This is a genomic window from Bacillus sp. Nf3, assembly GCF_003028545.1.
Classification (GTDB): Bacteria; Bacillota; Bacilli; order Bacillales; family Bacillaceae; genus Bacillus; species Bacillus safensis.
The window spans coordinates 635,922-655,903 of sequence record NZ_PYUA01000002.1 but is presented as its reverse complement, the minus strand read 5'-3'; the positions used below and the strand labels follow the sequence as shown (position 1 = coordinate 655,903).

Annotated in this window: 23 protein-coding genes and 1 riboswitch; of the genes, 3 read left to right on the top strand and 20 right to left on the bottom strand. The window is 40.8% G+C overall.

The annotated features are described in order from the left end of the window. The first annotated feature begins 173 nt into the window (after window positions 1-173). Entirely contained in the window at window positions 174-1,748 is a 1,575-nt protein-coding gene (gene serA, locus C9414_RS08245) for a phosphoglycerate dehydrogenase (RefSeq protein ID WP_107163409.1), read from the top strand. Between the two features lie 199 nt (window positions 1,749-1,947). Here serA and C9414_RS08235 read toward each other — a convergent pair whose 3' ends face one another. From C9414_RS08235 to C9414_RS08165, 15 genes are all read right to left on the bottom strand, one after another. Then, window positions 1,948-2,595, bottom strand: coding sequence for a peptidoglycan DD-metalloendopeptidase family protein (locus C9414_RS08235; protein WP_107163408.1), 648 nt, complete (start codon window positions 2,593-2,595; stop codon window positions 1,948-1,950). A gap of 104 nt (window positions 2,596-2,699) precedes the next feature. Continuing rightward, entirely contained in the window at window positions 2,700-3,809 is a 1,110-nt protein-coding gene (locus C9414_RS08230) for a sigma X negative regulator (RefSeq protein ID WP_107163407.1), read from the bottom strand. Next, window positions 3,721-4,329, bottom strand: coding sequence for an RNA polymerase sigma factor SigX (gene sigX, locus C9414_RS08225; protein WP_039179611.1), 609 nt, complete (start codon window positions 4,327-4,329; stop codon window positions 3,721-3,723). Before sigX ends, C9414_RS08230 begins: the two co-directional genes overlap by 89 nt. A 202-nt stretch (window positions 4,330-4,531) precedes the next feature. Further along, complete coding sequence (locus C9414_RS08220; protein ID WP_047204111.1) at window positions 4,532-6,313, bottom strand: ATP-binding protein; 1,782 nt, start codon at window positions 6,311-6,313, stop codon at window positions 4,532-4,534. Next, on the bottom strand, window positions 6,310-7,032 hold the full coding sequence (locus tag C9414_RS08215) for a response regulator transcription factor (RefSeq protein ID WP_003215596.1): 723 nt from the start codon (window positions 7,030-7,032) through the stop codon (window positions 6,310-6,312). The genes C9414_RS08220 and C9414_RS08215 overlap by 4 nt, the downstream gene beginning before the upstream one ends. A gap of 85 nt (window positions 7,033-7,117) precedes the next feature. Beyond that, the gene (ccsB, locus tag C9414_RS08210; RefSeq protein WP_039179613.1) at window positions 7,118-8,296 is read right to left on the bottom strand and encodes a c-type cytochrome biogenesis protein CcsB; all 1,179 of its coding nucleotides are present in this window, start codon (window positions 8,294-8,296) and stop codon (window positions 7,118-7,120) included. Further along, window positions 8,280-9,959 (bottom strand): cytochrome c biogenesis protein ResB, encoded by a 1,680-nt coding sequence (resB, locus tag C9414_RS08205; RefSeq protein ID WP_107163406.1) that lies wholly within the window; start codon window positions 9,957-9,959, stop codon window positions 8,280-8,282. The genes ccsB and resB overlap by 17 nt, the downstream gene beginning before the upstream one ends. Window position 9,960: 1 nt before the next feature. After that, window positions 9,961-10,491: a thiol-disulfide oxidoreductase ResA gene (gene resA, locus C9414_RS08200; protein WP_047204114.1), complete on the bottom strand. Its 531-nt coding sequence runs from the start codon at window positions 10,489-10,491 to the stop codon at window positions 9,961-9,963. Window positions 10,492-10,581: 90 nt separating this feature from the next. Then, entirely contained in the window at window positions 10,582-11,316 is a 735-nt protein-coding gene (gene rluB / locus C9414_RS08195) for a 23S rRNA pseudouridine(2605) synthase RluB (RefSeq protein ID WP_024422842.1), read from the bottom strand. A gap of 135 nt (window positions 11,317-11,451) precedes the next feature. Further along, a complete protein-coding gene (locus tag C9414_RS08190; protein ID WP_041085969.1) occupies window positions 11,452-11,988 on the bottom strand; it encodes a spore maturation protein in 537 nt (178 codons plus the stop codon). A 4-nt stretch (window positions 11,989-11,992) separates the two neighbouring features. Beyond that, complete coding sequence (locus C9414_RS08185; RefSeq protein ID WP_039179626.1) at window positions 11,993-12,580, bottom strand: nucleoside recognition domain-containing protein; 588 nt, start codon at window positions 12,578-12,580, stop codon at window positions 11,993-11,995. Next, window positions 12,568-13,719, bottom strand: a complete 1,152-nt coding sequence (locus C9414_RS08180; protein ID WP_107163405.1) for a D-alanyl-D-alanine carboxypeptidase family protein — start codon at window positions 13,717-13,719, stop codon at window positions 12,568-12,570. Before C9414_RS08180 ends, C9414_RS08185 begins: the two co-directional genes overlap by 13 nt. A gap of 113 nt (window positions 13,720-13,832) precedes the next feature. Next, window positions 13,833-14,312, bottom strand: a complete 480-nt coding sequence (locus tag C9414_RS08175; RefSeq protein ID WP_041085975.1) for a YpuI family protein — start codon at window positions 14,310-14,312, stop codon at window positions 13,833-13,835. A 113-nt stretch (window positions 14,313-14,425) separates the two neighbouring features. After that, entirely contained in the window at window positions 14,426-15,019 is a 594-nt protein-coding gene (gene scpB / locus C9414_RS08170; RefSeq protein WP_107163404.1) for an SMC-Scp complex subunit ScpB, read from the bottom strand. Continuing rightward, window positions 15,009-15,767, bottom strand: a complete 759-nt coding sequence (locus C9414_RS08165) for a segregation/condensation protein A (protein ID WP_024422848.1) — start codon at window positions 15,765-15,767, stop codon at window positions 15,009-15,011. The genes scpB and C9414_RS08165 overlap by 11 nt, the downstream gene beginning before the upstream one ends. Before the next feature lie 209 nt (window positions 15,768-15,976). Between C9414_RS08165 and C9414_RS08160 the strand changes: the two genes are divergently transcribed. Together C9414_RS08160 and C9414_RS08155 are read left to right on the top strand one after the other, a co-directional pair. Next, a complete protein-coding gene (locus tag C9414_RS08160) occupies window positions 15,977-16,069 on the top strand; it encodes a YjcZ family sporulation protein (RefSeq protein ID WP_012010430.1) in 93 nt (30 codons plus the stop codon). Between the two features lie 90 nt (window positions 16,070-16,159). Next, window positions 16,160-16,684, top strand: a complete 525-nt coding sequence (locus C9414_RS08155) for a DUF309 domain-containing protein (protein ID WP_047204116.1) — start codon at window positions 16,160-16,162, stop codon at window positions 16,682-16,684. A gap of 24 nt (window positions 16,685-16,708) precedes the next feature. On the opposite strand, the gene C9414_RS08150 is transcribed toward C9414_RS08155, so the two are convergent. The 5 genes from C9414_RS08150 to C9414_RS08130 form a co-directional block, all read right to left on the bottom strand. Next, window positions 16,709-17,062: a GNAT family N-acetyltransferase gene (locus C9414_RS08150; RefSeq protein WP_039179637.1), complete on the bottom strand. Its 354-nt coding sequence runs from the start codon at window positions 17,060-17,062 to the stop codon at window positions 16,709-16,711. Window positions 17,063-17,175: 113 nt separating this feature from the next. Then, a complete protein-coding gene (gene ribH, locus C9414_RS08145; RefSeq protein WP_029706184.1) occupies window positions 17,176-17,640 on the bottom strand; it encodes a 6,7-dimethyl-8-ribityllumazine synthase in 465 nt (154 codons plus the stop codon). A gap of 26 nt (window positions 17,641-17,666) precedes the next feature. Then, window positions 17,667-18,293, bottom strand: a complete 627-nt coding sequence (gene ribB, locus C9414_RS08140; RefSeq protein ID WP_080967235.1) for a 3,4-dihydroxy-2-butanone-4-phosphate synthase — start codon at window positions 18,291-18,293, stop codon at window positions 17,667-17,669. A gap of 11 nt (window positions 18,294-18,304) precedes the next feature. Continuing rightward, window positions 18,305-18,955 carry a riboflavin synthase gene (gene ribE / locus C9414_RS08135; protein ID WP_039179642.1) on the bottom strand — a complete coding sequence of 217 codons (651 nt, stop codon included), beginning with the start codon at window positions 18,953-18,955 and terminating at the stop codon, window positions 18,305-18,307. Window positions 18,956-19,207: 252 nt separating this feature from the next. Then, a riboswitch (FMN riboswitch) is annotated at window positions 19,208-19,349 on the bottom strand. Between the two features lie 105 nt (window positions 19,350-19,454). After that, window positions 19,455-19,799, bottom strand: coding sequence for a hypothetical protein (locus tag C9414_RS08130; protein WP_107163403.1), 345 nt, complete (start codon window positions 19,797-19,799; stop codon window positions 19,455-19,457). Window positions 19,800-19,982 lie beyond the last annotated feature (183 nt).

Sequence of the window (19,982 nt, the reverse complement as noted above, 5' to 3'; positions counted from 1 at the left end):
AATGCGCAAAAATTGGTTATCTTTTGTTTAAAGGTGTTCATTCTTTATAAAGACACAAAGAAATGTTCGTGTTTTCTTTTTCACTTTACTGCTTTAATTTGATTGACACAGTGAAAAGGAATATGGTAAATTATCAGATATTTATGACGTTTATTTTAGGAGGAAATCTTACGATGTTTCGAGTATTAGTCTCAGATAAGATGAGCAATGATGGTCTTCTACCACTTTTAGAGTCAGATTTTGTTGAAATTGTCCAAAAAAATGTAGCAGAAGCAGAAGATGAATTACACACGTTTGATGCCTTACTTGTCAGAAGTGCCACGAAAGTAACGAAAGAGCTTTATGAAAAAATGACTTCATTAAAAATTGTCGGCCGTGCCGGTGTGGGAGTAGACAATATTGACATTGATGAAGCAACCAAGCATGGCGTCATTGTGATCAATGCACCAAACGGTAATACGATCTCGACAGCTGAGCATACGTTCGCCATGATTTCATCACTTATGCGTCATATTCCGCAAGCCAATATTTCTGTCAAATCAAAAGAATGGAACAGAGGTGCATATGTTGGTGCTGAGCTTTACGGAAAATCTCTTGGGATTGTCGGCTTAGGCAGAATCGGAAGTGAAATCGCCCAGCGTGCAAGAGCGTTTGGCATGACAGTCAACGTGTTTGACCCATTTCTCACAAAGGAACGTGCAGAAAAAATTGGCGTCAATGCGAAATCACTCGATGAAGTACTCGAAGTATCAGATATTATTACTGTACATACGCCATTAACAAAAGAAACAAGAGGACTTCTCAATAAAGAAACGATTGCAAAAACGAAAAAAGGTGTTCGCCTTGTAAACTGTGCACGCGGCGGCATTATTGACGAAGCTGACCTTCTTGAGGCACTTGAAAGCGGCCATGTCGCAGGAGCTGCGCTCGATGTATTCGAGGTAGAACCTCCAACTGATAATCCGCTTGTGGATCATCCACACGTCATTGCAACTCCGCATCTTGGTGCCTCTACAAAAGAAGCACAATTAAATGTAGCAGCGCAAGTATCTGAAGAAGTCCTTCAATTTGCCAAAGGCCTTCCTGTCATGTCATCTATTAATCTACCAGCGATGACAAAAGACGAATTTAAAAAGATTCAGCCTTATCATCAGTTTGCAGGAAAACTTGGACGTCTTGTCTCTCAATCAATGAGAGAACCTGTAAAAGAAGTAGGCATTTCTTATGAAGGCTCTATTTCAAAACTCGAAACATCCTTTATCACAAAAAGTCTCCTCTCAGGCTTTTTAAAAGAGCGCGTTGATTCGACTGTGAATGAAGTAAATGCTGGAATGGTCGCAAAAGAACGCGGCATTAGCTTTAGTGAGAAAATTTCTTCCAGCGAATCTGGTTACGAAAACAGTATTTCTATTGAAGTCAAAGGTGATCTTTCAACCTTTACTCTAAAAGCGACTTACATCCAGCATCTAGGGGAACGCGTTGTTTCTATTAATGGATTTAATATTGATTTTTATCCAGATGGACACCTTGTCTACATCCAGCATACAGATGCACCTGGTGTGATTGGAAAGGTTGGACAGATTTTAGGCGACCACGATGTCAACATCGCAACAATGCAGGTAGGACGTAAAGAAAAAGGCGGCGAAGCCATTATGATGCTTTCTTTCGATAAGCATCTAGAGGATGAAATTGTGAAAAAATTAACGGAAGTACAGGATATTCTTTCTGTCCGCCTGATTGACCTTTAAAAAACAGTGATAAAGGGCTAAAATGATCTTGATTTTAGCCCTTTGTCTTCTTTTCAGCGTGATAGAAAACCTTTGCAGCCCTAGGAAGGGCGAGCACCGGAACGGAGCGAATTTGACATTCGTGAGTACCGGCGCGCAGACCTGCGGGCGAATGCGAGGGTTTGTCTACTCGCTGAAACCTCATGCTTTTGCATGAGGTTTATTTTTTTGAAACCATTAAACGGTCTCCTGTTCGAATGAGGTGACTGGTCAACTCATTGATCTTTTTCAATTGTTCCACAGTCATTTCATGCGCCTTTGCTATTGACCAAAGAGTGTCCCCTTTTTTAATGACATATGTATTTGTTTCATGTCCATTTACATGAAGTGCTGGCTCTTTGAAACGTTCCACTGCAATCATTTGGAGCGGATCTATCGCATCCTCTTTGCTGACTGACCAATTGCCACGATGTACCTCAAAATGTAAATGAGTGCCTCTAGAGGCTCCTGTGTTGCCAATGATGCCAATCGGCTCTCCCGCTTGTACTTGGTCACCCTTTTTGACAAAACGGTCGTGTAAATGAGCATAGACGGTTTCGTATCCGTTTGGATGCTGAATAAACACAACCTCTCCATATGTAGCCGATACATACGAACGCGTGACCACACCTTCACTTGCAGCAAAAATGGATTCTCCTTCTGGCGCAGCTATATCTAATCCCTTATGCGAGCCGCCCCTTGTCCCAAACAAGTCAGTGACTTCTCCTTTCACTGGCTCCACCCATTCGTTTGTCTGCTGCGCATGGGCAAATGGTGCTAAGATGAAGAACAAAAAACAGCTTGCACCTATGAAGCAATACCTTTTCATCAGTGACTCCCCTTCTTTGAGGTTCTTTTCATGACAGCTTAGTATACAGCAAGAAGGCCATTTTCTATACATAAAAAAAGAACGCAATGACTTGCTTGCGTCCTTTAACGATCTTTGATGACAACTGGATTCGGCAGAGCCGGTACCTCTATTGGTTCGTTTAATTCATATGGTCCTACTTGATCTGTTCCTACATTTTGAATGGTGACATCTGTAAAACCAAAATCTTTCGCTGTGAGCAGCAGACCTTCAATGAGTAGAATATGATCAATTGAGTCCGATAATTTCGCTGATGCTCCAAACGTGATGGTCACATGCTTACCTTTTGATGTCACTTCTTTAATGGATTCTTCTTTAATTAATGGTTCGAGCCCAGAATCACTCGTCCGTTTCATGGCCTCTACCGCCTCTTCATAAGAAGAATAATGCGTTTTTGAGGGCACCAAAAAAGTCCCGCTCTTATTTTCTAATACGTAATAAGCTTGCTTTGTTTGTTTATCAATCGATACCCTGCCGATGCTTCCACTTGCCCCTAATTGAAGCTGAGAGCCTTTGACAGATTTGACTTCCACTTGCTTATACCTGCTCCATTTCAGCGTTTCTTTTACCATATCTTTAAACCGATTGGCTTCCTTTATCGTATCAAGGGACAAATCATTTTTTAACTGAAAGACAAGTGTATTCCCTTTTTCACGAAGGTCCACCATCTCAAGATAAGATTGAAGTGGCTTTGTCATTTCAGGCAGCTGCACCTGTTCATATGTGTTCATCATTTCCTGCAAATGGTCATGTTCATTTTCTTTTTCAATACTAATAGGAACCACTTGAGATGTTGATTCATCTATGTATGCAACCGTCATATATTTTTGCTTGTCTTCATGAGAAACAACGTGCGCGGTACCATTTGCCTGTTTCACCGGCTCTAATGTGGCATTCACCTGTCCTTTGTCAGCACTTGATTCCATTTTCATCTGTTGATGCTGTTCTTGAGCAGCACGCTGAAATAAATGAGGAGAAATTAAAAACGCCATAAATAAAACCACAACGGTTGCCACCGCTGGACCGATCCATCTGACACTTTTCTTTTTCTTCCCGCTTGCCATCAGCATCTGCTGGTATATCTGCTTAGATGAACGGTTGTCCTCCACTTTTGGAAGCTGACTTAGTAACACCTTGATTCGTTCTTCGCTCCAATCGGACCTGTTCGTTTTCATTCACTAGCTCCTCCTTCAAAAGCTCCATATGTTTTCGGAGCACTTTCAGGCCTCGGTGCTGCGTTGTTTTGACTTTGCTTTCCGAGAACTTTAGCGCCTTTGCCGTCTCCATGATTGAGTAGCCCTGGATAAACCTTAAAATGATGACAGCTCTTTGATCAATCGTACAGTGATCAAGTGCGGCATAAATTTCTTTTGTATTTTCATCCTGTACAGCTAGTTCGTCTGGGAGCAAGTCTGGGTCTTTTACATCCTGCTTATCCCAATCAAACGTGCCGAGCACCCGTTGTCTAATGGTTTGCTGTTTGCGAAACCAGTCAATCGCCACATGCCTTGCAATTGAAAACAGCCATGTTTTCTCGCTGCTTCTTCCTTCAAAAGTTTTATATGAGTGAAGTACCCGAATGTAAACCTCCTGCACGAGATCCTCTGCCTGATTTTTATCTTTAACCATATAAAATAAAAACTGGTACAAATCTTGATGGTACGAATCATATATTTTTTGAAAGGTTTCATGCATAGGAAACCCCTCCGTTCACTTATTTTTGTCGAGTGACTCTTATAAAACGTTACATTACAACTTTATGACAAATATATTACAAGTTCGACAGTTTGGAAAGGGCTTTTTGTTTAACTTCTCCTTAAAAATTTCAAAATAGAAAAAACACTTCATTTTCTTTCGAAAAGAAGTGTTTCTCATGTAACAAGATTCTTCGTCAAGATTAGACGAGTTCCTGCTTTTTTCTCGGAATATAGAAGGTGAAGTGTGTACCTGCACCCGTTTTGCTGTGAGCATGTATAGAGCCTTGATGCGCTTCGACGATGTTCTTCACAATCGCAAGGCCAAGCCCAGTACCAGAACGTCCTCTTGTTCTTGCTTTATCAGCTTTATAGAAGCGCTCGAAAATAAAGGGCAGATCCTCTTCTGGAATTCCGCTTCCCGAATCTTTCACATCCATTTTCAGCCCGTTTTCCACCGATTGAACCGAAAAGTGAACCTCTCCGCCCTCTGGTGTATGACGAATGGCATTATCAATGAGATTCGTAAACACTTGCTCAATCTTATCTGGATCGAATACAAAGTACGGTTCATCCACTTGAATATTATACGTAAGATCGATTTGTTTTTCTTTCGCAATCCCTAGAAACTTGCGGTAGATCTTCTCAGTCAGCTCTTCCGTATCTGTTGATTCAAGATTCAGTGTAATATGACCTGCTTCCATTCTCGCTAGATCTAGAAGATCATTTACAAGACGTCCCATTCGAAGTGATTCATCGTAGATAATTTGCGCAATCTCTTTCTTTTCCTCTTCTGATCCTGCAATATCATCTACAATCGCCTCACTGTACCCTTGCAGCATGGCAATTGGTGTACGAAGTTCATGACTGACATTGGCAATGAAGTCTTTTCTCAGTTTATCAAGTCTTCGTTCCTCCGTCATATCACGAAGGACTGCAACTGCTCCTCTGACATCCTGCTGATTATAAAGCGGAGACATGAGAAGAACCCACGTACGCCCTTGTAGCGTAACTTCGATCATTTGCTCCTTTTCTGTGCTGACAGCTGTATGAAATAGCTCGCGCGCTTCTGGCGGCAGTTCATCTCCATCTTTGATCTTCATATTTTGCTCATAATACCACGCCTGCAAAAATCGTTCTGCAGGAGGATTTGTCATCAAGATCGTTCCATCAATATTGATCGTGATGACGCCATCAGCCATACTGCTTAAAATATTAGACAAATGTTCTTTTTCTTGATTTAAGGCGGTTATATGGAATTTAAGCTGCTTCCCCATTTGATTAAAGGCGATCGCCAGTTCTCCAATTTCATCTTGCGTTAAAATAGGAATCTTTGTATCAAATTTCCCCTTCGCCAAATCTTGTGCACCCTCTCTCATCTTTCTAAGAGGATAGGTGACACGTGTTGACAAGAAGAAAGCGAATATAGTGGTCAGTACAATCGCAATTCCAGCGGCTAAGAAGATGTATCGCGTCGTATGTTTCGTTGTTTGTTCTACAGCGAGGAGTGACTGAGAAAGAAAGACCATGCCTTTTTTTCCGTTCGCCTCATATGGAACACCGACTACAATTCGTTCATCTTTTTGATTGCCTGCATCAGGTTCTGCACGTTTACTGATTTTTTTACGATCTTTCAGTGCTTGATTTAAATCGCTGTCCGCTTCAATTTGTTTCTTTGTAATCGCAGGAAGCTTCCCGTCTTTTTCAGACGAATACCACTCTAGCCCGTCCTCTTGGATGATCGCAATACTCGTCAATTTGTCAGCGAGTTCTGATGTTATCGATCTTGCAAGCGATTGATCCTCATGGCTTTCTAAAATGACCGCTACTTTGTTCGCCATTTGTGTTAAATCAGATTTTGCTTCTTCTACATGATAATTCTCAATGAACTCTAAAAGAAGCACAGTTAAAATAGATAAAACGATCAGGACGAGGAAAAGAATGGTTAACCATAGCTTTCCTACAACACTTTTCCACAGTTTCATTCAGCGCCGACCTCAAATTTGTACCCGACACCCCATACAGTTACGATTTTTTTCGCTGCTTCTGGTGACACTTTATTCAGTTTTTCACGAAGTCGTTTGACATGGGTATCGACTGTTCGTAAGTCTCCAAAGAACTCATATTGCCATACTTCTTTTAACAGTTTTTCTCTGTCATAAACTTTATCTGGTGTTTTTGCAAGGAAATATAAAAGCTCATATTCCTTCGGCGTGAGGCTGACTTCTTTGCCATCAGCCGTCACCCTATGGGCATCATGGTCAATAGAAAGATGAGAAAACACAAGAACATCTTTTGTTGTTGTCCCAGTATTAAGATAAGACGTTTGAGACGATCTTCTGAGCAATGCCTTCACACGTAAAACAACTTCACGCGGGCTGAAAGGTTTGACGATATAGTCATCCGTTCCTGCCTCAAATCCTTGAACGCGGTTGGCCTCTTCTCCTTTTGCCGTCAGCATAATGATTGGAGTCGCTTTTTTGTCTCGAATTTGATTACACACTTCGATTCCATCTGTACCAGGCATCATTAAATCGAGCAAAATGAGGTCGTAATCGGTTTGAAGCCCTTTTTGAATCGCCTCATCTCCATTTTCCGCTTCATCGATTTCATAATTTTCACGTTCTAAATACATTTTTAAAAGGCGGCGAATTCTTGCCTCATCATCTACGACTAATATTTTCGTTTGAGTTGTGTGTTCCATTAGACAGTCCTCCTGCTTTCTCCGTTGTTACATTCATTTTAACAAAAAGCCGAATTGAATCATAAAAGTTGGCTTTTCCTTGTGATTATGCGTAGGAATGAAGCCCCGCAATGACAAGATTGACAAAGATGAGATTAAACATAATAATGGCGAAGCCGATCACAGCAAGCCAAGCAGACTTTTCACCATGCCAGCCTCGCGACAAGCGAAGATGAAGATAGGCTGCATAAAAGAGAAACGTAATCAATGCCCATACTTCCTTCGGATCCCAGCCCCAAAACCTAGTCCATGCTATTTGCGCCCAGATCATGGCAAAGATCAGCCCGCCTAATGCAAATACAGGGAAACCAATCGAAACAGCCCTATACCCAATTTCATCGACTAAATCTAGGTTCACCTGTTTCACTAGCGGTTGAAGCAGTGCGCTCAGTCGTTTGCGAATGATCAATCGAATGAGTCCGTATATAATCAGCCCTACGCTAAATGACCATAACACTGTATTGACCTTTCTGCCTGAAAAAACAGGCGGCAGCTCAACAAACGGCTCCAAACGATCTTCCGTCACAAGCTCCCCTTTATGAGGTCCGACAAGAGCTGGTAGCTCATAGACCATCACACTTTTTTCTTTATTTTTATCGATCCAATTAAATGTCGCTTCATATCCTGTCATTCTAAAGATAGACGTGACAGCGATAAATGCAAGTGTCACCACAATCATAAACATGACAAGCTCTAAACCAAACGTCTTCTTTCCTGGCTTTGTTTGATCCACATGCTTTAATAGAAAGATGACGCCTGCCACAAAGCTGATGGCTAAAATGGCTTGACCAAGTGCTGCTGTTGTCACGTGAATATAAAGCCAATTACTTTGAAGTGAAGGGATCAGTGGTGAAATATCTGATGGGAACATACTTGCATAGGCAATAATCAATAAAGCGATTGGAAGTGTGAATAAACCAAGTACAGACACTTGATACACAAAATATAAAATGATGAATGCAAGCACCAGCATCATGCCAAAAGCCGTAGTGAACTCAAACAAATTACTGACTGGTGCATGACCAGATGCAATCCATCTTGAAATAAAATAGCCCAACTGGCTCAAAAAACCGATGATAGTAAGCGTAATGCCAATGAGTGCCGCCTTATTCCTTCGCGGTCCATCTTCTTTCTTTTTTCCTTTAATGGCACCACCAAAAAAAGGAACTGCCGCTAAATAAAATAGAAAAGCTGCAAATAACAGATTTTCACTGACTGCCGCCATCTAATCCTTCCCCCTTGCTTTTGCTGATACTTGTTGTATCAGGCAGCTCTTTTTGATCAACTGGCTGTTTGATGCCACTGCCGCTCAGTAACACGTTAAGATCGGACTTTAAGCCGAACCAGTTTTTGTTTGTATGTCCTGCCACCAATACTTTTCCATCCTTTGCCGACAGCCAGATTCTTCTATGCTGCCAATACATCCCCTGCACGACACCAATCATGAAAATGATTCCGCCTACAATAAGTACCCCTAGTGTTAAATCTTTTCTAACAGTTAACCCTGTGACGTTTTTCGTTTCAACCCGATCAAACTTCATTTTATATAGATTGTTATCAGAACCCTCTACTGTCTCTTGAATGGCGACAAAACTTTTTTCACCTTTAGGTTTTTCAGGAGAAATCATTTCAAACACGAAAGCAGGATTATTTGGATTCCTTGTTTTCGTACTTGGTGTTCCATCATCGTCAAAATAAAAATCAGGCAGATAGCTCATCACTTTGACTTTGTAACCGCTACCAAGATCATATTCTGACTTAGGCTCCAGCAGATTAATCTTCACTGTACCGAAAGATTTTTCTGTATCTTTACGAATCAGCTGAAAGACCATTTGATCGAGTTCATTTTGTTTAAAATCCACTTGATATAATGAGAAATTGTCAAACTTGAGCGGTTCATTCACTTTGATATCGTGTTCTGTGACCTGCTTCAGCTTGGGCTTTTCACCCAATACAACTTCTCCTTCACGTTTGTATAATACGGCATCCGTTTTATAGCTTTTCACCACTTGACCGTCGCCAGCTTTTTCAATGGCATTCTCAAACACTTCTTTTTCATTTCCAGTTTCATAACGATCAATTGAAAACGCATTATTTTTCAAGAAATATTGACCATCCGTACCTGGAATCGGTGCAGTTTCACCTTCTCTGACCCACAGCGTTTCGTCTACGTACATGCCCGGGACGAACCGGAGCATCGATCCAATGAGAAAGATGATTAATCCAATGTGATTGACGTAAGGTCCCCAGCGTGAAAAACGTCCTTTTTCGGCTAAAATATACCCATTTTCTTCTCGCACGCGGTAACGCTTTTGTTTCATTACTCTGATGATGCCTTCATATGTATGCTGATCTAATGTTTTGTCTGTCTCACTAAACAGACGCTGTCTTCTCATAAAGCCTTCTTTTTTAATGACCCCTTGGTTTTTGAGTGCTCGATAAAGAGGAATAACGCGGTCGAGACTACAAATAACAAGGGAGATTCCGATTGATGCGATAAGAGCTAAAAACCACCAAGAATTATAAAGATCATGGAATCCAAGTGTATAATACAGCTTGCCAAACGATCCATATTGCTCTTCATAATACGTGGAAGCAGATGCACCTGGCGGAATAAATCGCTCCTGCGGAAAAATCGTTCCAAGCGAAGAAGCAAGCAGTGTAATGACAATCAGCCACACACCCACTTTAACCGAAGAAAAAAAGTTCCATACTTTATCAACAATCGTTTTGTTGTATGTTTGCGAGCGTCTTGCACTGCCGTCATATCTCATATCAAGCAGCTTTGAAGAGTTCTTCTCTTTAGCCGCAATAGGATTCCCGCATGATTCACATAGAAGAGTACCGATTGGATTAATATGTCCACACTCGCACTTTACCTCTTTCATTCTATGACCCCTTTGGTTTAATCAAATTCATATACTCATAGATTTGACGTTCTGTCATTGTTCCTTTTATGACTTTGATTACCTTGCCTTCAGGATTAAGTAAAAGCGTAGTTGGCAGCTGCCCAATATCATACGCCTCTGTTACTTGACGATCTTTGTCCATGGCAACAGGAAAATTCACGCCATAGGATTCCATAAAATTTTTCACGGCAATCTTGGATTCCGCAACATTGACTGCGACAATTTCCACACCGCGATCCTTGAACACTTCATATTGATTCGCCATATAAGGAAATTCTTGTTTACACGGACCACACCATGTACCCCAAAAATTAAGAAAGACACCTTTGCCTTTTAAGTCCTTTAACTCAATCCGATCCCCATCCACAGATTGAAGGACAAAGTTTGGCGCAATAGATCCTTCTTTGACTCGATCCTGTTTGGCAAATACTGAGTTATACATTGTATAACATAGTGCAGCAAGCATCACGAGGAGAATGCCCGTCCGTATGAAAAACCGTCTTTTTTTCATCTGAAGTACCCCTTCCCCATAGACATTCAGGTAAATTATAGCATTCTCCTTCTTTTGATGCTTCTTCATTTTTTGAAGTTTATGTGAAAATTAAAAAGCGCTTTTCCCATGATCGGCAATTGCTCTCAGGCGCTTTACTTCATGTGGAGACAATTCTCTGCGGTCTCCTGGTCTCATACCTTCAATATGAAGGAACGAATATTGCTCCCTCTTTAGCTTTAAGACATCATGGCCGATCGCTTCAAACATGCGGCGTACTTGTCTGTTTCTGCCTTCATGAATGGTTAATTGGACAATACAAGTTTGCTTTCGTTTATCAATAGAAAGCATTTTCGCACGAGCAGGTGCTGTTTTTTTATGATCTAACATGATCCCTTTTTCTAGCTTTCTAAGCAGTTCCTTTGATGGTATGCCTTTTAGCTTCGCTGCATACGTTTTATCAATTTCGTATTTCGGGTGCATGAGCTTATGGGCAAATTCCCCATCATTTGTAATCAAAATCAAACCGCTCGTATCATAATCTAACCGGCCGATTGGATAAAGGCGCTGCGGGACATCATCAAAGAAGTCTGTGACGACCTTACGTCCTTTATCATCCTCGGCAGCAGAAATGACGCCGCGCGGTTTATAAAGCATAAAGTAAACCGGTTCTTCTCTTTCAAGCTTTAAGCCATTGACTTCAATTTTATCTGAAGAGCCCACCTTCACTCCGAGCTCTGTCACTGTTTGACCATTAACGGTAACTCGTCCTTCTTTAATTAATTCTTCAGCCTTTCGTCTTGAAGCGACGCCGGCATGTGCAATTACTTTCTGTAAACGTTCCATTTGTCTTTCACCTCATGTACTATCTTACTTGCTTGACCTAAAACAAACAAGCATTCGTGGAAAAATAAGCGTTTCGTCTGTCTAATTTCAGCTAAAAAGCAATTTTCCATCCATGAAATACAAAAAAGCGCCTGATTAGGCGCCGCTAAATAACAAACTGACGATAATCACAGATGCAATGACACCAATGAGATCTGCTAACAAACCTACTTTTAGCGCATCTCCCATTTTTTTAATACCGACTGCTCCAAAATAAACCGTCAAAATGTAAAGGGTGGTGTCTGTTGACCCTTGCATGACAGCCGCGAGCTGGCCAATAAAAGAATCTGGGCCATACGTCGCTATCAAATCTGATGTCATTCCAAGTGCAGCCGTTCCTGATATCGGGCGAATAAACGCAAGCGGAACGACTTCTGCCGGGAAACCAATCGCTGTAAAGACTGGTTTTAAAAGTCCCATAACAAAATCAAGCGCACCTGACGCACGGAATATCGTAATAGCTACAAGCATGCCCACTAAATAGGGAATGATGGAAAAGGCAATTTGAATACCCTCTTTTCCTCCCTCCACAAATGTTTCATAGGTTGGTACCTTTTTAATGGTTCCAGCAATCAAAATCCCTGCGATGATCAGTGGAATCAAAGCAAGTGACAGCCAGTTAATAAATGCCACAAGATCACCCCCGCCTGCTTCTGCGATAGTGGAAATAACGATCGATGAGAATTGCTCCGATTCCTGAAATGAGTGTTGCTAAAATGGTTGGTCCTACAATGTCTGTTGGCTGATCTGCCCCATAGGTCATTCTTATAGCAATGACGGTTGTTGGCACAAGTGTGATAGAGGATGTGTTGACCGCTAGAAATGTAATCATAGAACGGCTTGCCTCATTTTTTCCGCCATTTAATGCTTTCATCTGCTCCATCGCCTTAATCCCAAGTGGTGTAGCGGCATTCCCAAGACCAAAGAAATTTGCCATGAGATTGGACAAAATATACCCCATTGCAGGATGATTAGGCGGAATATCCGGGAATAGCTTTGAAATAAAGGGCCGGCACATTTTACTAAAGAAATTTAACAGCCCTGCCTCTTCGGCAATCTTCATGAGCCCGAGCCAAAAAACGAGGACACTAATCAGACCAATTGAAATAGTAACCGCTTCTTTTGAGCCCTTAAATACAGCCTCATTCACTTCATGCATCGTTCCATTAAACATCGCATAGACAAGACCGATGACAGTGAGAAATACCCAAATTAGATTGACCATGAAGATCCGCCTATAGATGTCTGAAAGACAGACTTAAACATTTCTTGAAAGCTTTTCTGAGGCATGCGGTTTCGTTTATTCTCATAAAAAATCGGTAATTGCTCGATCACCTGTCCATCTAATAAAATCGTCATTTTCCCTACAACATCTGGGATGGCTTCGGCGTTTTTTTTCCATTTCTTTTTAGGGGTGAGCATTTCTGTTTCAATTTTGACAAGTTTTTTCTCATCTTCATTTAAAAAATAGTCCACATCACGCTTGATAAACGCTTTTTTTTCGTAAAAGGTCCCTTTTAACGAAGCAAGTCTTCCTTTTTCAGCAAGCACATACGTTTTGTAGTGATCAAATGCATATTCAAACATCGAGATGTGATCCTTCCAGTCGTCCGGCGCATTAATGGTCACAGCGATCAGCTCAGCATCCCCTTTTTCAGCGGTGGAGACGAGTGTACGTTTTGCAAGTTTTGTATATCCTGTTTTCCCTCCAGTTGAATATTCGTATAAACCGGTGAGTAGCTTGTTTTTATTTTTCCAATAGCCTTCCATTGTTTTCGCTTTATAGAAAGTCGTACCGGCAATTTTTTGATATTGTTTATGTTTCATCGCGTATTTTGTTAGGATCGCCATGTCATAGGCTGATGAATAATGATTTTTATGATCATCGAGTCCGTGTGGGTTTTGAAAATTCGTATTCTCCATTCCTAGTTCAGCCGCCTTTTGATTCATCATAAAAATAAAGCCTTCTAAGCTGCCGCCAACATGCTCTGCAATGGCAACAGCTGCATCATTTCCAGAACGCAGCATGAGCCCGTATGTCAAATCTTCTAAGCTCACCTTCTGCCCTTCCTTTAAATAAATAGATGAGCCCTCCGCTTGAATCGCGCGTTTTGATACTTTGACGGTATCTTTCATTTTTCCTGATTCAATAGCTAATACAGCCGTCATGATTTTTGTAATACTGGCGATTCTTCTTTTTTCGTGCTCGTCCTTTCCAAATAGGACTCTGCCTGACTGTCCATCTATTAAAATGGCACTTCTTGCACTCACTGATAACGAAATGTCTGCTTTGGCATGTGAGGAAAAAGGCAGTAAGAGTGTAAATAGAAGAAGGACTGCTGTTCCAATTTTTAAATAGGGCATGTTCATTCACGTCCTTGTCGGTTTTGTACAAGTGTATGCTCAGCTGAAAAAGTTATGATGCCTCGTCCATAAAAAATAGCGCCTCTACATGTAGAGGCGCTTCTTCGAATTACTTATACCATTTTCACTTGTTGATGAGAAGTCGTATATTCCAGCTCTTCTCTCATCGCTAAAAAGTCTTTTTCTAATGAAGAAAATAATTGTTTCATATCAGCGGATACTTCATGGTGAAAAACAATGCTGCTTTTTCCTGTATAGGCCGAACGGCTGTCTTCATACCATGTATCCTTTTTCGGCGTGAAAAATTCTTCAATACATTGATGATAAATACGGTGAAGCATCTGCTGTGCGGCTTGCTGCGGAAATGTCTGCTGCTGCCCCATTTTCCTGCAAACTGCTGCTGCATCCTCGCTGTACACTGCAAGCTTCCGTAATGTACTCAATATGTCACAATAATAGGCTTCCGCTTCGGGGTTTAATCGTTTCAAGCTTGATAAGGTGGCTTCGTTCAGAAAACCATTCATTTCAATTGCAACCTTTGATAAAAAGACGCCTGCTTGATCAACTTGAGCCTTTACATTCATATGTGCCATTTGTTTCTTGTTTACCTTCCCCTCATGGCTTTGTCACCATTTTATCTTTCATCAAAAGATTTTAGACCTAAAATCTTTTTTATATTTTATCATACATTTTTCCTTCTTTTGAACTATTTTATATCTTCAAATGTTTGATTGAAGTTCTCAAAAAATAGATCAGCTTCTTCTTGCACACCATCTGCTTCCACATTCTCTGGAAGCGGCGGTAATTCATCTAAGGCTTTTAAGCCAAATTGCTCTAAAAAGGTAGGGGTTGTCCCATAAAGAATCGCTCGTCCCGGACCATCGGCACGTCCTACTTCACAGAGCAGCGCTTTGGCTACTAAGCTATGAAGTACCCGCTCTGATTTGACTCCTCTGATCTCCTCTACCTCACTGCGTGTAATCGGCTGTTTATAAGAAACAATGGCAAGCACCTCCAGCGCTGCCTGCGACAAACCTTTGGATGGTGTCTCGACTAATTTTTTTAAATACATGCTGTATTCTTTTTTCGTCAGCAACATATATGAATCTGCATATTCAATGAGCTCAATCCCTCGTTCTTGTTTTTGATATTCTTCCTTTACGGAAGACATAATGTCGAGTAATACCGACTCATCTACTTCAAGAACAGCCATGAGCTGTTTTCTTGTTAAGCCTTCGTCACCTGCTGCATACAGCAGCGCTTCTAAGATGGCTTTCCAATTCACGATATCAAGCGTCATGAATCGTTTCACTCCCTATGATATAAATGTCTTCAAAGTTCCCTTCCTGCTCTAACATGATTTGATGACTTTTCATCAATTCGAGAACAGCAAGAAACGTCACGACAAGGTGTTCCTTTTGATCATGTTGAAATAGAGTCATGAAATTGGTTCGCTTTTTTGTTTTTCTTAAATGGTTCATAATCTCATTCATTTTGTCTTCAATCGGGATTTCTTGTCTTGTAATCTTTGATGGTGCTGGTTTCGTTATTTTCTTTCGGTTTAATACCTTTTGGAACGCACCTAACATATCATACACCGTTACGTGTAAATTTGTGTCCTTCGCTTCTGATTCTTTTGCAAATTCGCTTAAATCACTCGGTGGTTTTGTAAAGGCATTTTGCCTTTCTTCTTCGCGTTCCTTTAGTTCTTGTGCTGCATTTTTATACTTGCGGTATTCAATCAATTTGCCAATCAGCTCTTCTCGAGGATCCTCTTCCTCTTCGAGCAGGTCTTCATCAAACAGCTCTTCCTCTTGTTTCGGAAGAAGCATTCTGCTTTTAATACTGAGGAGGGTTGCAGCCATGACCAAATATTCACTCGCAACATCGAGCTCAAGCTCCCTCATCGTGTGGACATATAATAAATACTGCTCCGTAATTTTAGCGACGGGAATATCATAAATATCAATTTCCAACCGGTTAATTAAATGTAAAAGCAAGTCCAAAGGACCCTCGAACGAATCTATTTTCACCTGATATTCCAGCATCTTTTTCTCACCATTTCTACTGTCTTCTAAGTACCGTTTCACCGGCTAACCTTTAGTATAAGACAGGATAAAGCTCTCGTCCAATATAATTTCGGCCATGATGCCTTGGGCAAATCAAGAAAAACAGTGGATTCGCCCATACCAATAAGGGCATTTATACATAGAATACCATTGTAATCAGAACTGATGAAAAAGGAGGCCGTATCATTATGGGAGATGGCTATAACTTCGGCGGAGGATTCGCGCTTATTGTCGTGCTTTTCATCTTGCTGATCATCGTTGGCGCGGCTTGGGTTTATTAAAGAAACAGAGCGTCCTTTTCACTAAAGGGACGCTCTTTCTTCTTTTCTTTTCAATATGTTAGACTGAAAGTGGAAAAGGAGATGACCGCTGTGTATCCTGAAGCGTACGTAGCTTTTTTACACGAATTTCATACGACAAGAGATTATTTTGAGTGTCATGAAATTCTAGAGGAATATTGGAAGGAAGATCCCCCTGAGCAGCGCAAAGAATATTGGGTCGGGCTCATTCAGCTCGCTGTTGCCTTGTATCATCAAAGACGGGGAAATGGAAAAGGAGCAAAAAGGCTCATTTCTAACAGTCTTCATTTGTTAGAAGCAAACCGTTCAGTATTATCGAATCTCGGTCTGGATGATGAGGCATTTCTGATGCTTCTGAGAACGCTGAAAAAGAAAATGGATGAAGATATGCCTTATGAAAGTGTGATGCTGCCGATCAAAGATGAAGCACTTCTTTCTTTATGCCAAGAAATGGCCCAAAAAGAAGGACTGCTTTTTGGACAGGAAAGCAACTTATCCCATACATTTTTAATCGAAAAACATAGACTCCGTGACCGGACAGATGTATTGCTGGAGCGAAAAAAGCAGATTGAACGTAAAAAAAGCAGAGGACTGTAGCCTCTGCTTTTACATGTGTGATATTTAATTTGATTCGCTGTGACACTTATGAAAGAAGCCTTGCGTTAATTCATTTGGAATGAGTGTTTTGGTTTTAAATATGTCTTCCACGGCTAAAACCATTTCCTTGCCGATTCCTTGATCACGATGGGATGGATTCACACTAATATGTTCGATTTGTACTTGGTCGTCTGTTTTCAACACACCAATAGCACCTACAATATCCTCGCCATCTTTCCATAGGAACAGCTGCCGATCTTCATCCATTTCATATGACTTCATCGTCTGCTGAAGCTGTTTGACGTCTTTCTCACCCGGCATAAAGGACAGGAGTCCCATGGCAATTTTTTCAAAAGACCTCTTGTAACGAATTAACATATATACCCCTCAATATTCAAATTATCCTGATTTCCAGCAAATGTCTTATGATTCATTTACTCATCACACATTATAAACATTTTTATACCGTTTTTAAACTCTTTTTCACTAAATTAAGAGAAAGTTCGATTGAGATTCGCCATTTCAATAGCAGCTGCAGCCGATTCGCTGCCTTTATTTCCAGCTTTTGTACCAGCTCTTTCAATGGCTTGTTCAATCGATTCTGTTGTCAGTACACCAAAGATAATCGGTACCCCTGTTGACATTGCACTTTGAGCAATTCCTTTAGCAGCTTCATTACAAACGTAATCATAGTGAGTCGTTGCGCCTCTGATCACGGTTCCAAGTGTGATGACTGCATCATATTTTTTGGTTTCAGCTAATTTTTTTGCCATGTACGGGATTTCAAAAGCGCCTGGTACCCACACAACATCGATATCATCACCATTTGCTCCGTGTCTGAGCAATGTGTCTTCTGCTCCATCTAACAGTTTACTTGTAATAAAATCATTGAATCTCGCTACAACGATTGCAAATTTTAGTCCTTCTGCTACTACATGACCTTGTATTGTATTCATATGTTGATCATCCTTTTTTGTGATTTTTATTTTGTTTCGATAGTCGCTGTTTGATTATTGTTTAAATATGTCTGTAATGCTTCTATTGTCAGCATCTTTAAGTCATGCTGTTTTTGAATTTCCTTTAGTTCAGGGACGCGAGCCATTGATCCATCTTCATTCATAATTTCACATATGACTCCCGCTGGCTCTGAGCCTGCCAGTTTAGCAAGATCAACCGCCGCCTCTGTATGACCTGGTCTTTCTAGTACGCCGCCTTCTTTTGCAATAAGCGGAAAAACATGGCCTGGACGGGCAAATTCGTCTGGCTTTGCGTCTTTATTTAACATGGCCAGCATGGTCGTGGAGCGCTCAAAAGCACTGATACCAGTTGTCGTTGTCACATGGTCGATGCTTACTGTAAATGCTGTATGGTGTGCATCTGTATTATGTTCAACCATTGGATGCAAATTCAGGTGTTTGGCGATCGACGCATCGACTGGCGTACAAATGAGGCCTCTTCCATGTAAAGCCATGAAGTTAATCACTTCAGGTGTGGCATGCTCAGCAAGTGCCACAAAGTCTCCTTCATTTTCTCTGTCTTCATCATCCACTACGATAATGATTTCTCCTTGTTTAAGGGCATTTACTGCCTCATCAACAGAATGATACATACAATCGCCTCCTAGAATCCGTGCTCTTTTAGAAATGATGGGGTCAATCGAGATGGCTGTTTATCGCCTTGCTCTTTTGTTAAAAAACGATAAATGTATTTACCGATCATGTCACACTCTATATTCACGATATCCCCCATAGATTTAGTCGGGAAAATAGTTCCTTCAAGCGTATGAGGAATAATAGAGACTGTGACTTGTGAATCTCGCAAATCGAAAATGGTCAAGCTGACACCATCTATTGCGATCGAACCCTTTTGGGTGAGCATATCTGTGAGGGTCTTGTCCATCTTTAAATCATAGTAAATGGCATTACTCTTCTTTTCTATTCGGGTAATGACAGCCGTTCCATCAACATGGCCTGAGACAAAATGGCCGCCAAATCGTCCATTTGAGGACATGGCTCGCTCTAAATTCACTGGACTGCCTTTTGTCAGCTGATCCAGTGATGTCGATTTAACCGTCTCTGGCATCACATCTGCCGCGAACTGTCCTTTTGTGAAGCTTGTGACTGTCAGACATACTCCATTAATGGCGATACTGTCTCCGAGGTGAACATCTTCCAGCACACGGCTGCATGTAATGACAATTTCCATGGCATCTGCTGACTTTTTACTTAATGACTGAACGGTGCCAACTTCTTCAATAATCCCCGTAAACATGTGATCCTCCCTTTCTTTTCATTTGTATTTCTCACTTTTTAAAAAAGCGATGTTAGGGACATGTGATCGATTGAGCACCTTCGTCGCTTTTTATGGTCCATACAAGGTAGATGAGGGATCACCTAATAAACACTGCATGCGTCTATTAACAACAAAAACATACAGAAAGCCCCGGAAAAAATTCCGGGGCTGTGGTTTTTTTGCATCAGAAATAAGACTATGATCAACAAATATTTTTCGTTCATAGCTTTCTTTATCCTTCTCCCATCCAGACTTTCACTGTCGGCTTCAGCTTTTCACTGAATCAACCGTTAATAAATTAACGGGTCACGGGCTGTAAAGCATTTGCTTTATTACCGTCGGTCGGGATTTTCACCCTGCCCCGAAGGATACAATCGATATTTAGCTGTCCTTAGGAGCTATTATAGCGATACTTGTTTTCAAATGCAACAATCATGATTCTTCACAAAAAAAGCCTCCTTATAGGAAAGGAGACATGTTAATTAACGACTTTTACTACTTTTATCAGTCCATCTATTCTTTTTTCATTACTAAAGTAGGCTTTAATACGATCGCCTTTTTTCAGATCGGCCACATCATCTTCAAATTTCTTTCCATTAAAAATGATTTTGGTGCCATTCTTTGCTTGACCGCAATATTCATCTCCATCAATTTTCGTAATGGTATATTCATAGATAGTGTAATCTTTATCATTATTTGTTAAGCTCTCGCCAATGGCTGTTGGCACATCTTCAATTTTCATGCCATTCATGTATAAATAACCTGCGCCTAAACAAAGCAGTAAAACAAATAAGATTGCAATTTTTAATTTAATTTTCCCCATATTTAGAACCTCCATCATCTGCACTTCGCCTATTTGTATGTTTTATTCCTTCTTTTATTGAAATAAAACCAAAAAAGCTGATTTTCATTAATGGTTACTTATATAACGATTCAGATGGCCCTTTGGTTCCACCTCTTAATCATTACATATGATACGAATATGCGTTCTTTATTAAGGGGGTCT

Excerpts from the sequence above, each read along its gene's own strand:
- serA (WP_107163409.1), top strand. The coding sequence starts at position 174 with ATGTTTCGAGTATTAGTCTCAGATAAGATGAGCAATGATGGTCTTCTA.
- C9414_RS08235 (WP_107163408.1), bottom strand. The coding sequence starts at position 2,595 with ATGAAAAGGTATTGCTTCATAGGTGCAAGCTGTTTTTTGTTCTTCATC.
- C9414_RS08230 (WP_107163407.1), bottom strand. The coding sequence starts at position 3,809 with ATGAAAACGAACAGGTCCGATTGGAGCGAAGAACGAATCAAGGTGTTA.
- sigX (WP_039179611.1), bottom strand. The coding sequence starts at position 4,329 with ATGCATGAAACCTTTCAAAAAATATATGATTCGTACCATCAAGATTTG.
- C9414_RS08220 (WP_047204111.1), bottom strand. The coding sequence starts at position 6,313 with ATGAAACTGTGGAAAAGTGTTGTAGGAAAGCTATGGTTAACCATTCTT.
- C9414_RS08215 (WP_003215596.1), bottom strand. The coding sequence starts at position 7,032 with ATGGAACACACAACTCAAACGAAAATATTAGTCGTAGATGATGAGGCA.
- ccsB (WP_039179613.1), bottom strand. The coding sequence starts at position 8,296 with ATGGCGGCAGTCAGTGAAAATCTGTTATTTGCAGCTTTTCTATTTTAT.
- resB (WP_107163406.1), bottom strand. The coding sequence starts at position 9,959 with ATGAAAGAGGTAAAGTGCGAGTGTGGACATATTAATCCAATCGGTACT.
- resA (WP_047204114.1), bottom strand. The coding sequence starts at position 10,491 with ATGAAAAAAAGACGGTTTTTCATACGGACGGGCATTCTCCTCGTGATG.
- rluB (WP_024422842.1), bottom strand. The coding sequence starts at position 11,316 with ATGGAACGTTTACAGAAAGTAATTGCACATGCCGGCGTCGCTTCAAGA.
- C9414_RS08185 (WP_039179626.1), bottom strand. The coding sequence starts at position 12,580 with ATGGTCAATCTAATTTGGGTATTTCTCACTGTCATCGGTCTTGTCTAT.
- C9414_RS08180 (WP_107163405.1), bottom strand. The coding sequence starts at position 13,719 with ATGCCCTATTTAAAAATTGGAACAGCAGTCCTTCTTCTATTTACACTC.
- C9414_RS08175 (WP_041085975.1), bottom strand. The coding sequence starts at position 14,312 with ATGGCACATATGAATGTAAAGGCTCAAGTTGATCAAGCAGGCGTCTTT.
- scpB (WP_107163404.1), bottom strand. The coding sequence starts at position 15,019 with ATGACGCTTGATATCGTGAATTGGAAAGCCATCTTAGAAGCGCTGCTG.
- C9414_RS08165 (WP_024422848.1), bottom strand. The coding sequence starts at position 15,767 with ATGCTGGAATATCAGGTGAAAATAGATTCGTTCGAGGGTCCTTTGGAC.
- C9414_RS08160 (WP_012010430.1), top strand. The coding sequence starts at position 15,977 with ATGGGAGATGGCTATAACTTCGGCGGAGGATTCGCGCTTATTGTCGTG.
- C9414_RS08150 (WP_039179637.1), bottom strand. The coding sequence starts at position 17,062 with ATGTTAATTCGTTACAAGAGGTCTTTTGAAAAAATTGCCATGGGACTC.
- ribH (WP_029706184.1), bottom strand. The coding sequence starts at position 17,640 with ATGAATACAATACAAGGTCATGTAGTAGCAGAAGGACTAAAATTTGCA.
- ribB (WP_080967235.1), bottom strand. The coding sequence starts at position 18,293 with ATGTATCATTCTGTTGATGAGGCAGTAAATGCCCTTAAACAAGGAGAA.
- ribE (WP_039179642.1), bottom strand. The coding sequence starts at position 18,955 with ATGTTTACGGGGATTATTGAAGAAGTTGGCACCGTTCAGTCATTAAGT.
- C9414_RS08130 (WP_107163403.1), bottom strand. The coding sequence starts at position 19,799 with ATGGGGAAAATTAAATTAAAAATTGCAATCTTATTTGTTTTACTGCTT.